The sequence below is a fragment of the Pseudomonas sp. 05N36 genome (assembly GCF_056397385.1).
This window is the reverse complement of record NZ_JBFTNH010000005.1, coordinates 99,291-112,012: the sequence shown is the minus strand read 5'-3', so window position 1 is coordinate 112,012 and position 12,722 is coordinate 99,291. Positions and strand designations below refer to the sequence as shown.

Here is a 12,722-nt window from a genome sequence, read left to right as displayed (position 1 = left end):
GAAGCGCAATCGCGTCCGGTCCTGCTGGGGCTTGAAGGCTCATGTTCGAGTGCTCGCGCGGGCTGGAAAGCTGCGCTGTAGCGGTGTCGAGATGCCTTAAACAAGACCGAGCGTCCGGGCGTAAGCCTGGCGGGAAGGCCGGAGTATAACAGAGCAATCACGGAGCGCTGCTTTCCTGCTGCTCAACGGTTTTACTGTCGCTGGGTTGCGGCGTGACCTGCACAGCGTCAGGTGCCGGGCTGGCGCCATATCGCGCACTCAATTGCGCGTAGGCCGGTTCGCGTTTGAAACGCTTGAGCTCGGCGCCGAAACGCTGCACCAGCAGGTCCATGCCGGCATTGCGGCGCAGGGCCAGGAACTGGCTTTGGTGACTGATAACCGTGGGGCTTTCGCTGATCTGGTCGCGCAGTTTCAAAGTGTCGAGCAGGGTTTGGCCAACCCGGCGGTCGGTGATCAGCAGGTCGATGCGGCCACGTTGCAGCTTGCCAAAGTTGGCTTCATGGGTCGGCGCAGGCTCGCGGGTGAACAGGGTCGATTCCCTGAAGTCCTGGCTGTACAGGTAGCCGGGCGACGTGCCGATGGTCAGGCCGCGCAGGTCTTCAAGGGTGCGGAAGGGGTGGGGGCGATCATTGGCATAGAACAGCACGAACTCGACTTCCGAGAGCGGTTCGCTGGGATAGAGCAGGGTGGCGTCGCGCTCGTCGCTATGGAAAATGTCCAGTACGCCGTCCGCCAGCCCTTGATCAAGCATGGCCAGGCAGCGCTTCCATGGCAGGAACTGCCACTCGACCTCAATCCCCAGGCGCTTGAAGACGATCGCGGTGGTTTCGTAGTCCAGTCCGAGGGCCTGGCCGTTTTCCTCGTAGACGTAGGGCGCCCAAGGCTCGGTGACAATGCGCAGTTTCTCGCCCCGAGCGGCAAAGCTCAGGCAAGCAAAAAGCACGGCTGTCAGCAATTGGGCAATGACGGGCATCGCTGGAGATTACGACGAGATTTGGGCAATAGCCAGAAGCGGATGCTGGAAGTGAGTGCTCTAGCACAAGGGACTTGGGAGTGTGATCCGAGAATCGAAAGATCACAGCCTGCGGCAGCTCCTACGGATTATCCAGGTAGGGGTTGCCGCAGGCTGCGATTTTTTGATCTTGCCTGTACGACTTTTAACGCGGCAGTTTCAGGTTGCTCCATACCGCCAGGCTAGGTTCGGCCTGGTTCAGGGTATAGAAATGCAGCCCTGGCGCACCGCCTTGCAGCAAGCGTTCACACATTTCGGTGATCACTTGCTCGCCGAAACCCTGAATGCTCTGGGTGTCGTCGCCGTAGGCTTCCAGCTGCTTGCGGATCCAGCGCGGGATTTCCGCACCGCAGGCGTCGGAGAAGCGTGCCAGCTTGCTGTAGTTGGTGATCGGCATGATGCCCGGAACAACCGGGATGTTCACGCCCATCGCCCGTATACGCTCGACGAAGTAGAAGTAGCTGTCGGCGTTGAAGAAGTACTGGGTGATCGCACTGTTGGCGCCGGCGTTGGCCTTGCGCACGAAGTTGTTGAGATCGTCCTCGAAGTTGCGGGCTTGCGGGTGCATTTCCGGGTAAGCGGCGACTTCGATGTGGAAGTGGTCGCCGGTCTCTTCACGAATGAAGCTCACCAGGTCATTGGCATGGCGCAATTCGCCGCTGGCCATGCCCATGCCAGAAGGCAGGTCACCGCGCAAAGCAACGATCCGCTTGATGCCGGCTGCCTTGTATTGAGCCAGCAGGCCGCGCAAGTCTGCCTTGCTGTCGCCTACGCAAGACAGATGCGGTGCGGCAGGGACTTTGACTTCGCTTTCGAGCTGCAACACGGTGTTGAGGGTGCGATCACGGGTCGAACCACCAGCGCCATAGGTGCAGGAGAAGAAATCGGGGTTGTAGGTAGCCAGCTGACGGGCAGTGGCAATGAGCTTTTCATGCCCGGCATCGGTCTTCGTCGGGAAGAACTCGAAGCTGTAGCGGCGGTCTTGGGACATAGGAATACCCTTGCAAACGCATAAGCCTGTGGGGCTTGCACATCCCGTGTGGGAGCGGGCTTGCCCGCGAAAGCGATGGGTCAGTCAACATCAATGCTGAATGATAAATCGCCTTCGCGGGCAAGCCCGCTCCCACAGGGAGAGCAGGCAGCAGGACCGATCAGTAGCGGTAAGCGTGCGGCTTGAACGGGCCTTCGACGGTCACGCCGATGTATTCAGCCTGTTGCTTGGTCAGTTGAGTGACCACGCCACCGAAACCGCGGACCATTTCCAGGGCCACTTCTTCGTCGAGTTTCTTCGGCAGTACTTCAACGGTCAGGCGCTCGGCTTTCTGGGCTGGCGACAGGTCGGCGTACTTCTGGCCGAACAGGAAGATCTGTGCCAGAACCTGGTTGGCAAACGAACCGTCCATGATGCGGCTTGGGTGGCCAGTGGCGTTGCCCAGGTTAACCAGACGGCCTTCGGCCAGCAGGATCAGGTAGTCGTCGTTCTGTGGGTCGAAATCGCCCGCGCCAGTACGGTGAACCTTGTGAACCTGTGGCTTCACTTCTTCCCATGCCCAGTTCTTGCGCATGAAAGCAGTGTCGATTTCGTTGTCGAAGTGACCGATGTTGCAGACAACGGCGCGCTTCTTCAGGGCTTTGAGCATGTTCGCGTCGCAAACATTGACGTTGCCGGTGGTGGTCACGATCAGGTCGATCTTGCCCAGCAGGGCCTTGTCGATGCTCGCTTCAGTACCGTTGTTGATACCGTCGATGAACGGCGAAACCAGTTCGAAACCGTCCATGCAGGCTTGCATGGCGCAGATCGGGTCAACTTCGGAGACCTTGACGATCATGCCTTCCTGACGCAGGGACTGGGCCGAACCCTTGCCCACGTCACCGTAACCGATGACCAGCGCTTGCTTGCCGGACAACAGGTGGTCGGTGCCGCGCTTGATCGCGTCGTTCAGGCTGTGACGGCAGCCGTACTTGTTGTCGTTCTTGCTCTTGGTCACCGAGTCATTGACGTTGATGGCCGGGATTTTCAGCTCGCCCTTGGCCAGCATGTCCAGCAGACGGTGAACGCCGGTGGTGGTTTCTTCGGTGACGCCGTGAACGCGGTCCAGTACTTGTGGGTACTTCTTGTGCAGCAGCTCGGTCAGGTCGCCGCCATCGTCGAGGATCATGTTGGCATCCCAAGGCTGGCCATCCTTGAGGATGGTTTGCTCCAGGCACCACTCGTACTCTTCTTCAGTCTCGCCCTTCCAGGCGAATACCGGGATGCCGGCAGCGGCGATCGAAGCGGCGGCCTGATCCTGAGTCGAGAAAATGTTGCAGGACGACCAGCGTACTTCGGCACCCAGGGCAACCAGGGTTTCGATCAGCACGGCAGTCTGAATGGTCATGTGGATGCAGCCGAGAATCTTCGCGCCCTTGAGCGGTTGCTCGACGGAGTACTTGCGGCGCAGACCCATCAGGGCCGGCATTTCCGATTCGGCGATGATGGTTTCGCGACGGCCCCAGGCAGCCAGGGACATGTCGGCAACTTTGTAGTCGTTAAAATCTGCAGGCGTGATAACAGCGCTCATGAAGAGCCTCCATTCGTAAGTATGCGAATGGGCGCCGTTGTGCGTTTAGTGTCCAGCCGATCATGGCCGGGCAACGCCCCATCCGAGCCTGACAGGTCGAACCTGCTGCAGCGCCCCTCGGACAGGTGGCGGGAAAACGGTATCAATCGAAGATGACCGTTTTGAAACGGGGGCGATTATAGCGGGCTACGCTCATCTTCCAAAGGGTTTCTGTCGGCCAAATGAAGATCGCTAATGGCGACCATAGTCGAAGCCTCATGGAGCATGACTGCCTGGTCTGCCATGATGGCCGGCATCAATCGGCAAGACGGTCAGGAGCGAGCATGAATTTCCACACCCGCAAATGGGTAAAACCCGAAGACCTCAACCCCAACGGCACGTTGTTCGGCGGTAGCCTGCTGCGCTGGATCGACGAAGAAGCGGCCATCTACGCGATCGTCCAGCTGGGCAACCAGCGCGTGGTCACCAAGTACATTTCCGAAATCAACTTCGTCAGCGCCTCGCGCCAGGGCGACATCATCGAGCTGGGTATCACCGCTACCGAGTTCGGTCGTACCTCGATAACCCTGACGTGCGAGGTGCGCAACAAGATCACCCGCAAGAGCATCCTGACGGTCGAGAAGATGGTCTTCGTCAATCTGGGCGAAGACGGCTTGCCTGCGCCCCATGGCCGGACCGAGATCAAGTACGTCAAGGACCAGTTCCAGGACGACGCCACGGTCGAATGACCGCGGCCCTTGTGGCGAGGGAGCTTGCTCCCGCTCGGCCGCGCAGCGGTCGCAGATCGATTAATGCGTTGTGTCTGAAATAACTCGATTGCAGGTTTTAGGGCCGCTGCGCGCCCCAGCGGGAGCAAGCTCCCTCGCCACAGGGTTTTGTATCGTTGCACAGATTATCTAAAGACTTAGCCGGGGACGTTGGCCGTTGCGGTTTCGCGTCGTTGCAGGTAGATAAAGAACAGCGCGGTGAGCACGGTCAAACCGCTGACCAGTGCGCCGGTCCATGGCAGGTCTGCAAGGTTGGCGCCGCTGGCGACGACCAGTCCGCCGATCCACGCTCCGGCGGCATTGCCCAGGTTGAAGGCGCTCTGGTTTAGCGTCGAACCCAGGTTCGGCGCCTCATGAGCCTGGTCGATGATCAGCAGTTGCAGGATCGGGCACAGTGCGAAGGCGAACACGCCCCACAGTACCAGGGTGATGGCGGCCGGGATCACCGAGTGGCTGGTCTGGCTGAACGCCGCCAGCACCAGCACGACGGCGAGGGCCATGCCGACCAATGATGGTAGCAAACGGCTGTCGGCCAGGCGTCCGCCGAGCATGCTACCAGCGGTCAAACCCACCCCGAACAGCAACAGCATGATGGTTACGCCGTGCGGGCTGACGCCGGTGATGTCCTGCAGGATCGGTGCGATGTAGGTGAAGACGCTGAACAGGCTGGTGGACGCCAGCACACTCATGCCCAACGCCAGCAGCACATTGGTTTTGCCCAGTACCTTGAATTCGCTGGCCAGGTTGGCCTTGTCCATGGCGATCTCTTTCGGCAGCCAGACCCATTGGGCGATGGCGGCGATGACTCCGATCACCGACACCGCCCAGAAGGTCGAGCGCCAGCCGGCGTATTGCCCAAGCGCCGTGCCCAACGGTACGCCGAGTACGTTGGCCAGGGTCAGGCCGGTGAACATCATCGCAATCGCCTGGGCGCGTTTGTTCGGCGCCACTAAACCTGCCGCGACCACCGAGCCGATGCCGAAGAATGCGCCGTGGCACAACGCAGTAATCACCCGCGCGGCCATCAACGTGGCGTAGTTCGGGGCGAGTGCGCAGAGCATGTTGCCAAGGATGAACATCAGCGTCATGCCCAGCAGCGTGGCTTTGCGTGGCATGTTGGCCGTCCCGATCGCGAGGATCGGCGCGCCGAACACCACGCCCAGGGCGTAGCCGGTAATCAGCAGGCCGGCCTCGGGGATGCTCACGGCGAGGTCGCGGGCGACATCGGGCAGCAAGCCCATGATGACGAATTCAGTGGTGCCGATGCCGAAGGCGGCAACAGCCAGTGCAAGCAAGGCGAGTGGCATGCGCAAGGTCTCTGTCGGTAGTCTTGACGCTCTGATCAGGCATACGCATGCAAACTCCCGGCTCCGTGAGGATCGGGTAGCAGCAGAAATTTATTGGAATAAGTATGTGCGCAACTGAGTGCGGCGTGGTCGGTTGCAGTATAAACAGCTGCTGACATATGGCGAATCAATTCGGTTGATGCGGGCAAGGAGAGCAGGGTGCTAGCGACGATTCTGGTGTTGGTGGCGGCGTTGTTGCACGCAGCCTGGAATACCCTGATCAAGTTCAGTGCTGAGCGGTTATTGGTCGTGGCCTGCATGGACAGCGTGGCGATGCTGTTTGTCGCGCTGATGCTGGGTTTCGTCGCGCTGCCGCCGATGGACATCTGGCCGTGGATACTCGCTTCGGCCGCCTTCGAGTTGCTCTATCGCTATCTGCTGATCCAGGCCTATCGGGTCGGCGATCTCGGGTTGGTCTATCCGCTGATGCGCGGTTTGTCGCCGTTGGTGGTCCTGGCGCTGACACTGGTCTTTGCCGGCGAAGTGCTGACGACCCAGCAGATCCTCGGCATTTTGCTGATCCCGTTCGGCATGCTGTGCCTGCTTTGGCAGGGCGGTGGCGGGGAGCGTTTGCCGTGGTCAATGTTGCCGGTAGTGGTGCTGATCGGCTTGTGCATCGGCGGCTACACCTTTATCGATGGGCAGGCGTTGCGGCGCTGGTCGCACCCGCTCGATTACCTGGTCTGGGTGACGCTGCTCAGTGCCTGGCCGTTTCCGCTGTTGGCACTGGTGCGCAAGCGTCCGGCTTTTATGCTGTTCTGGCGTGAACAGTGGCGACTGGGGGGGAGCGTCGGGTTCTGCGTGTTGTTCAGCTACGCTTTGGTGCTCTGGGCCATGCAGTTGGGGTCAATTGCCGAAGCGGCGGCGCTGCGCGAGATCAGTGTGATTCTGGTGGTGCTGTTCGGCATGCGTTACCTCAAGGAACCTTTTGGCAGGCCCAGGCTCTTGGCTTGTGGGCTGGTACTGGCCGGCATGCTCGTGATGAAGTTCTGAGCGAGTGCTTACGAAACTCTAAAAAGGAATGTGCAATGAACGTTGCCCTGTGGTGTGTATTGATTGCGATTTTCTTGCCGTACGTTTTCACCGCCATCGCCAAGATCGGCGGCAAGTTCGGGCTTCGGGATAATCATGATCCGCGAGATTTCCTTGAGTCCCTCGAAGGGTTCGCCAGGCGTGCCCACTGGGCCCAGTTGAACAGCTTTGAAGTCACCCCGGCGTTTGCCGCCGCGGTCATCGTTGCGCACCTGGTCGGCAATGCCGAACTGGTGACGATCAACGTGCTGTCGGTGCTGTTCATCACCAGTCGCCTGCTTTACATCATCTGCTACCTGGCAGACTGGGCAATCCTGCGTTCGCTGGTGTGGTTTGTCGGCATGGGGCTGATTGCCGCCTTCTTTTTTGTGTCGATCTGAAGTTCAGCTGCCGGAATTTTCGGTGTTTCGACTGGCCTCATCGTCGGAGCGCCGCCCGGAGCCGGCTCGCTCCCACAGGAGAATGCATTCCAATGTGGGAGCGAGCCTGCTCGCGATAGCAATAGCCGAGCCGACACAATACCTAAGGGGTAGTCTTTACCGCCTCGGTCACCTGCGGCAATTGCGGCAGCGCTGCGCCTTTTGGCCAGAGCATCCAGATTTGCCCTTGCTGTTTCATGTCGCCGGCCAGTTGCCCGGCGGCGTCGCCGGTGCCCCAGAACAGGTCGGCGCGCACTTCGCCGGTGATCGCGCCACCGGTGTCCTGTGCGGCGACGGGGCGTACCAGTGCGCTGCCATCAGGGCGGGTGGTGGATAACCAGAGCAGACTGCCCAGCGGAATCACCTTGCGATCCACCGCCACGCTGTAACCCGAGGTCAGTGGCACGTTCAGCGAGCCGCGCGGACCTTCGTTGCTGTCAGGATTGCGGCTGAAGAACACGTAGCTCGGGTTACTGCCGAGCAGTTCAGGAATGCGCGTCGGGTGGGCCTTGGCCCAGGCACTGATGGCGCCCATGGTCACGTCTTCTTTCTTCAACTCGCCCTGATCCACCAGCCAGCGGCCGATAGGTCGGTACGGGTGGCCGTTCTGGTCGGCATAACCGATGCGCAGTTGGCGACCATCTTCCAATTGAATACGCCCCGAGCCCTGGATTTGCAGAAACTGCAGGTCCATCGGGTCGGTCAGCCACGCCAGCACAGGCGCCTGGACCCCTTTGGTTTCAATGGCGGCGGCATCGTCGTAAGGCTTGAGCACCCGGCCTTCAAGGCGACCGCGCAGGCGCTTGCCTTTGAGTTCGGGGTAAATGCTCTCAAGCGAGACGATGATCATGTCGTCCGGTACACCGTAAACCGGCACATTGGCCACCGGGTTCTGCGTCAGGCTGCCCGGATAGACCGGCTCGTAATAGCCGGTGATCAAGCCATTGGCATTGCCGCTGGAGGAGCGCAGGCCGTAGACCGCCAGCTGTTCCTTGAGAAAGCCACGGATGGCGTCTGCGGTTTGCGGCACGTTGGCGGCAGCTGCGCAGGTCGCGCCCCAGACCGGGTCGGACTTCAGGCGAATACAGGCGCTGCGCCAGGAACCGAAGCCGGCCAGCAAGTCATTATCAGAGACTGCCGGCAAGGCTTCCCAGGTCGCGCTGGAATAGGTGGCGATGGCATGGGTTTGTGGTTTTGCAGTGTCGCCACTGTTGCAGCCGGCGAGCAGGGCGACCATCGGTACGGTCCAGAGCAGAGTGTTGCGCCAGGCCTTGAAACGGCTGTTCATGCGGTATTTCCTGTGCAGGTTGCCCGAGTGCTTCCAGCATTCAAGCAACCCTTGTTGTTAATAGGGCTATTGGTCTTTGCCGACGACACGAGGATACTGGTCGCCGTTTCCCGTGACCTGAAGCCACCATGACTCTTAAAAGACTTTCTGTTGTATTGCTGGCCTGTCTGACGCTGTCCGCCTGTGGCGGTGTCGATCCGAACTCGCCGCTGGGTCAGCGCAAGGCGATTTTCAAGCAAATGCTCAAGACCGGCGAAGACCTGGGCGGCATGTTGCGGGGACGTATCCCGTTCGATGGCCCGCGTTTTACCGCAGGCGCCGTCAAGCTCGACGCCTTGTCCCATGAGCCGTGGAAGCATTTCCCACAGGTTCGTGAGGACGGCAACACCAGCGCCAAAGACGGTGTCTGGCAGCAGCAGGCACGTTTCCAGGACATGGCCCGCACACTCGAAGCCGCCACCGGTGACTTGGTGATTGCCAGCCAGGTTCAGCCGTACAAGGCCAGTAACCTGGGCCCGGCTGTGCAGAAAGTCGAAGACGCCTGTAGTGCGTGCCATAAACAGTTTCGTGATCACTGATTTCAGCTTCAACTGATAACTCTGTGGCGAGGGAGCTTGCTCCCGCTGGGTGGCGAAGCCGCCCCAAAATCGGCTATCGCGATTATCCCGGGAAATCGCGATAGCCGGATTGCGAACGCTACGCGTCCGAGCGGGAGCAAGCTCCCTCGCCACAAAAGCTGCTGCACTCATTGATCTCGGATTTACTTATCCAGTTCATCCAGCGCCTGCTGCAATTCCTTGCGGGCCTCGGCGAGTTTGTCTTTGCGTTTGTTGATTTTCTCGGCGTCGCCCTGCTTCATGGCCTTGTCGAGGTCGGCCTGACGGCGGCTGACTTCGTGCTTGGCGTCGAGCACCTTGTTCTCGCGCTCTTTCTTCAAGGCGGCGTCGTTGCAGTGCTCGGTGGCTTCGCTCAGGGCTTTTTCCAGGCCAGCCTTTTGCCCGGCATTGCCGTGCGCCCTGGCCTGTTCGATCTGGTTACTGATGGACTGGCGCTTGGCGGCGCAGCCAGTGAGTTGCGGAGTTTCTTCGGCAGCCATCAGCGGTGTCACCATGACGCCACAAAGGACCAGCATGGCGAGCGGTGAAAGAAATTTCATAAAGGCTCCGTTTAATAAAACATCAGGTCGGCAGCAGATGGGCTGTTGGAGCGCATCGATACTCATTGGGTTCAAAACTGCCGGCTCTCTGCATAGCTAAAAACCGTCTATTCCGGCAGCGTGTAATTGTTCGCTCAAGGCCAGCACCTGCGGATCGCGAAAAAATGCGCTTAATTGCGCTGCGCGCCCCGGGCCGATTCCGGCTTCGGTCTGCCATTGCTCAGTGTCTCGTTGCGCCAGTAATTGCCATGAGTCTGCAAGTCTGGCCTCACCGGTGGGCGGCAAACCCAATGCTTTCAGCCAACGTGAAAAGGGCTGTTGCCGGGCGCTTTGCAGGCTGTTCAGCAAGCGGACACTGCTGCGCTCGCCGAAGCCGTCAATGTTAGCAAGCTCTTGGGCGTCGAGGGTCAACCAATCGAGCAAACCCTTGAGGCGTCCGGCGCTGATCAGTTTTTCCCAGGTGCCGGGGCCGATATGGCGCAGCGCGAGGCCTTGCTTGCCACTGAGCCAGGTCAGTCGCGCGAGAAACTGACTTTCGCAGCCCGGTGTCGGTTGCCAACAACTGAGGTGATGAAAGTCTTCTGCACGCGGTGCGCTTACCTCGGGTCGTTCAGTGCTGCGCAACACGACGCTGTCGAGTCTTGGGATGGTCAGCCCGGCAAGGCTGATGGCGACCTGATCGCCGGGGCGGATATCCATGGCCTGCCAGCGCTGCAACGAACTGACGCTCACACGTTTGATCTGTCAATCATCGAGCATGACCGGCGCAAGCTCCAGCACCGGGGTGATGCGCCCGGTGCGTCCGATCTTGAAGTTGACCTTGCGCACTTCAGCCAGTGCCTGGGCGAAAGGGTATTTCCAGGCCACGCTCCAGAGCGGTGTTTTCGCCTCCCAACGCTCCGCCGCCGGACGTCGACTCTGGCGCAAGACAATACCGTCGCTGGCAAACGGCAGAGGTGTGCGATACCAGTGATCGCGCCAACGTTCGGCATCGGCCAATGCGCTGACGGGCTGGCTGTAGAGCTCGCTGTCAGGGAAGCCCAGTGCTTTCAGGGCGACCAGGCGCTCCGGCAAGCTGGCCGGACCTTGCGGCCAATCCCAGACAAATAGCCCGATTCCGTTGGCGTCCACAGGGTTCAGTTCTTTACGGGCCATCAACCCGGCCACGGCGCTGCGGGCGTTCAGGCTGCCGCTCTTGGCTTGTACATGATCCGTCAGGCGCCAATAGAGTTCGCCTTGCAGCAGCAAGTCCAGTGACTGCGGCAGTTGCTGGGGGATGGCGGCGATCTTGCGCGCCGAGGCGGTCCAGTCCTGGCCGTTGATACCGTCCCCGCGACTGATCGCCTGCTGCAACTGACCCTCGCGGTAAACCAGCGTGACTGCAACGCCATCGACTTTGGGCTGAGCCCAGATATCGTCGCGTGTCTTGAGCCAGGCTTCGACGGCACGACCGTCGATGAGCTTTTCGAGGCCGGTGTGGGAAATCGGATGGGGCACCGTGCCGCGGGCGGCACGCAACGGATTCTCGGGTGTTGTGGTCCCGCCAAAGCATGCTCGCCAAGCGTTGAGGCGGGCACGGGATTGGTCGTAGATTTCGTCGGCGACCAGTGAGCGCCCCTGTCGGTGATAGCTGTCGTCCCAATGATCGATTTGCGCTTGCAGTGCGGTGATTTCGGTTAGGGCTTGGGTGGGGAGCCAGTCGGGACAGCTATTGGCGTTGGCGTTCAGGCAGGCAGCTATCAACCAGAAACCGATCAACAGACGAAGCATGGGCGGCATCATGAGCATCCTTGCTCGAGGGGGATGCCTGAAGGCTAGATCAGCAGGGAGGCTGGCGAGCGCAGGTAGTTTTCAGGGTGTGTCCAGGCCGGATCAACGCCCATGAAAAAGCCCCGCACGGCGAACCGTGCGGGGCTTTTTGTGCAGCCAGGAAAGTCTTACAGGCCGGCAGCAGCGCGCAGGGCGTCGGCGCGGTCGGTTTTTTCCCAGGTGAACGTGGTGAATGTATCGTCGCCCACGGTTTTGGTTTCCGGGGTGCGACCGAAGTGGCCGTACGCAGCGGTGTCCTGGTACATCGGGTGCAGCAGGTCGAGCATGGTGGTGATTGCGTATGGACGCAGGTCGAACACTTCGCGGACCAGTTTGACGATCTTGTCGTCGCTGATCTTGCCGGTGCCGAAGGTGTTCAACGAAATCGAAGTCGGTTGAGCGACGCCGATGGCGTAGGAAACCTGAATCTCGCAACGCTCGGCCAGGCCGGCAGCCACGATGTTCTTGGCCACATAACGACCGGCGTAGGCAGCCGAACGGTCAACCTTCGATGGATCTTTACCGGAGAACGCGCCGCCGCCGTGACGAGCCATGCCGCCGTAGCTGTCAACGATGATCTTGCGGCCGGTCAGGCCGCAGTCGCCCACCGGGCCACCGATGATGAACTGGCCAGTCGGGTTGATGTGGAACTGGGTGTCCTTGGACAGCAGCTCGGCAGGCAGCACGTGCTTGACGATCAGTTCCATCACGCCTTCGCGCAGGTCTTTGTAGGATACTTCCGGGTTGTGCTGGGTCGACAGTACAACGGCGTCGATACCGACAACCTTGCCGTTTTCGTAGCGGCAGGTCACTTGCGACTTGGCGTCTGGACGCAGCCAAGGCAGCAGGCCGGACTTGCGGGCTTCAGCCTGGCGCTGAACCAGTTGGTGCGAGAAGGTGATCGGTGCTGGCATCAGCACGTCGGTTTCGTTGCTGGCGTAGCCGAACATCAGGCCCTGGTCGCCGGCGCCCTGGTCTTCAGGCTTGGCACGATCAACACCCTGGTTGATGTCGGGGGACTGCTTGCCGATGATGTTCATCACGCCGCAGGTTGCGCCGTCGAAGCCGACATTCGAGCTGTTGTAGCCGATGTCGAGGATCACGTTACGGACGATGTCTTCCAGATCGACCCAGGCCGAGGTGGTGACTTCGCCGGCGATGATCGCCACGCCCGTTTTCACCAGAGTCTCGCACGCCACACGGGCGAACTTGTCTTCAGCAATGATGGCGTCCAGCACCGCATCAGAAATCTGGTCGGCGATTTTGTCCGGATGCCCTTCAGACACGGACTCGGAGGTGAAGAGGGAGTATTCGCTCATCTCGATGTTTTCC

General features: G+C 60.3%; 11 protein-coding genes, 1 pseudogene and 1 riboswitch. Of the genes and pseudogenes, 4 read left to right on the top strand and 8 right to left on the bottom strand.

The features are described 5' to 3' along the window. Positions 1–157 precede the first annotated feature (157 nt). From AC1DIH_RS08880 to ahcY, 3 genes are all read right to left on the bottom strand, one after another. Positions 158–973: a substrate-binding periplasmic protein gene (locus tag AC1DIH_RS08880; RefSeq protein WP_477771410.1), complete on the bottom strand. Its 816-nt coding sequence runs from the start codon at positions 971–973 to the stop codon at positions 158–160. A gap of 184 nt (positions 974–1,157) precedes the next feature. Next, entirely contained in the window at positions 1,158–2,003 is an 846-nt protein-coding gene (metF, locus tag AC1DIH_RS08875; RefSeq protein WP_477771409.1) for a methylenetetrahydrofolate reductase [NAD(P)H], read from the bottom strand. A 160-nt stretch (positions 2,004–2,163) separates the two neighbouring features. After that, positions 2,164–3,573: an adenosylhomocysteinase gene (ahcY, locus tag AC1DIH_RS08870; RefSeq protein ID WP_103316727.1), complete on the bottom strand. Its 1,410-nt coding sequence runs from the start codon at positions 3,571–3,573 to the stop codon at positions 2,164–2,166. 22 nt (positions 3,574–3,595) lie between these two features. After that, positions 3,596–3,698, bottom strand: a riboswitch (S-adenosyl-L-homocysteine riboswitch). A gap of 198 nt (positions 3,699–3,896) precedes the next feature. On the opposite strand from ahcY, the gene AC1DIH_RS08865 reads away from it, so the two are divergent. After that, the gene (locus tag AC1DIH_RS08865) at positions 3,897–4,301 is read left to right on the top strand and encodes an acyl-CoA thioesterase (protein ID WP_123426459.1); all 405 of its coding nucleotides are present in this window, start codon (positions 3,897–3,899) and stop codon (positions 4,299–4,301) included. Positions 4,302–4,477: 176 nt separating this feature from the next. Here the strand turns inward: AC1DIH_RS08865 and AC1DIH_RS08860 are convergent, their stop codons facing one another. After that, positions 4,478–5,647 carry an MFS transporter gene (locus AC1DIH_RS08860; protein WP_477771408.1) on the bottom strand — a complete coding sequence of 390 codons (1,170 nt, stop codon included), beginning with the start codon at positions 5,645–5,647 and terminating at the stop codon, positions 4,478–4,480. A gap of 198 nt (positions 5,648–5,845) precedes the next feature. On the opposite strand from AC1DIH_RS08860, the gene AC1DIH_RS08855 reads away from it, so the two are divergent. After that, positions 5,846–6,679, top strand: coding sequence for an EamA family transporter (locus tag AC1DIH_RS08855; protein WP_477771407.1), 834 nt, complete (start codon positions 5,846–5,848; stop codon positions 6,677–6,679). 35 nt (positions 6,680–6,714) lie between these two features. Then, on the top strand, positions 6,715–7,098 hold the full coding sequence (locus AC1DIH_RS08850) for an MAPEG family protein (RefSeq protein WP_477771406.1): 384 nt from the start codon (positions 6,715–6,717) through the stop codon (positions 7,096–7,098). Between the two features lie 142 nt (positions 7,099–7,240). On the opposite strand, the gene mltA is transcribed toward AC1DIH_RS08850, so the two are convergent. Beyond that, the gene (mltA, locus tag AC1DIH_RS08845; protein ID WP_477771405.1) at positions 7,241–8,425 is read right to left on the bottom strand and encodes a murein transglycosylase A; all 1,185 of its coding nucleotides are present in this window, start codon (positions 8,423–8,425) and stop codon (positions 7,241–7,243) included. A 128-nt stretch (positions 8,426–8,553) separates the two neighbouring features. On the opposite strand from mltA, the gene AC1DIH_RS08840 reads away from it, so the two are divergent. Continuing rightward, a complete protein-coding gene (locus AC1DIH_RS08840) occupies positions 8,554–9,003 on the top strand; it encodes a c-type cytochrome (RefSeq protein WP_477771404.1) in 450 nt (149 codons plus the stop codon). Positions 9,004–9,185: 182 nt separating this feature from the next. Here AC1DIH_RS08840 and AC1DIH_RS08835 read toward each other — a convergent pair whose 3' ends face one another. The 3 genes and pseudogenes from AC1DIH_RS08835 to metK form a co-directional block, all read right to left on the bottom strand. Further along, the gene (locus AC1DIH_RS08835; RefSeq protein WP_477771403.1) at positions 9,186–9,581 is read right to left on the bottom strand and encodes a DUF1090 domain-containing protein; all 396 of its coding nucleotides are present in this window, start codon (positions 9,579–9,581) and stop codon (positions 9,186–9,188) included. A gap of 96 nt (positions 9,582–9,677) precedes the next feature. Continuing rightward, positions 9,678–11,360: pseudogene (ligB, locus tag AC1DIH_RS08830) on the bottom strand (NAD-dependent DNA ligase LigB). A 158-nt stretch (positions 11,361–11,518) separates the two neighbouring features. Further along, a complete protein-coding gene (gene metK / locus AC1DIH_RS08825; protein ID WP_103316704.1) occupies positions 11,519–12,709 on the bottom strand; it encodes a methionine adenosyltransferase in 1,191 nt (396 codons plus the stop codon). Positions 12,710–12,722 lie beyond the last annotated feature (13 nt).

Excerpts from the sequence above, each read along its gene's own strand:
- AC1DIH_RS08835 (WP_477771403.1), bottom strand. The coding sequence starts at position 9,581 with ATGAAATTTCTTTCACCGCTCGCCATGCTGGTCCTTTGTGGCGTCATG.
- AC1DIH_RS08865 (WP_123426459.1), top strand. The coding sequence starts at position 3,897 with ATGAATTTCCACACCCGCAAATGGGTAAAACCCGAAGACCTCAACCCC.
- AC1DIH_RS08850 (WP_477771406.1), top strand. The coding sequence starts at position 6,715 with ATGAACGTTGCCCTGTGGTGTGTATTGATTGCGATTTTCTTGCCGTAC.
- AC1DIH_RS08840 (WP_477771404.1), top strand. The coding sequence starts at position 8,554 with ATGACTCTTAAAAGACTTTCTGTTGTATTGCTGGCCTGTCTGACGCTG.
- AC1DIH_RS08860 (WP_477771408.1), bottom strand. The coding sequence starts at position 5,647 with ATGCCACTCGCCTTGCTTGCACTGGCTGTTGCCGCCTTCGGCATCGGC.
- mltA (WP_477771405.1), bottom strand. The coding sequence starts at position 8,425 with ATGAACAGCCGTTTCAAGGCCTGGCGCAACACTCTGCTCTGGACCGTA.
- metK (WP_103316704.1), bottom strand. The coding sequence starts at position 12,709 with ATGAGCGAATACTCCCTCTTCACCTCCGAGTCCGTGTCTGAAGGGCAT.
- ahcY (WP_103316727.1), bottom strand. The coding sequence starts at position 3,573 with ATGAGCGCTGTTATCACGCCTGCAGATTTTAACGACTACAAAGTTGCC.
- metF (WP_477771409.1), bottom strand. The coding sequence starts at position 2,003 with ATGTCCCAAGACCGCCGCTACAGCTTCGAGTTCTTCCCGACGAAGACC.
- AC1DIH_RS08880 (WP_477771410.1), bottom strand. The coding sequence starts at position 973 with ATGCCCGTCATTGCCCAATTGCTGACAGCCGTGCTTTTTGCTTGCCTG.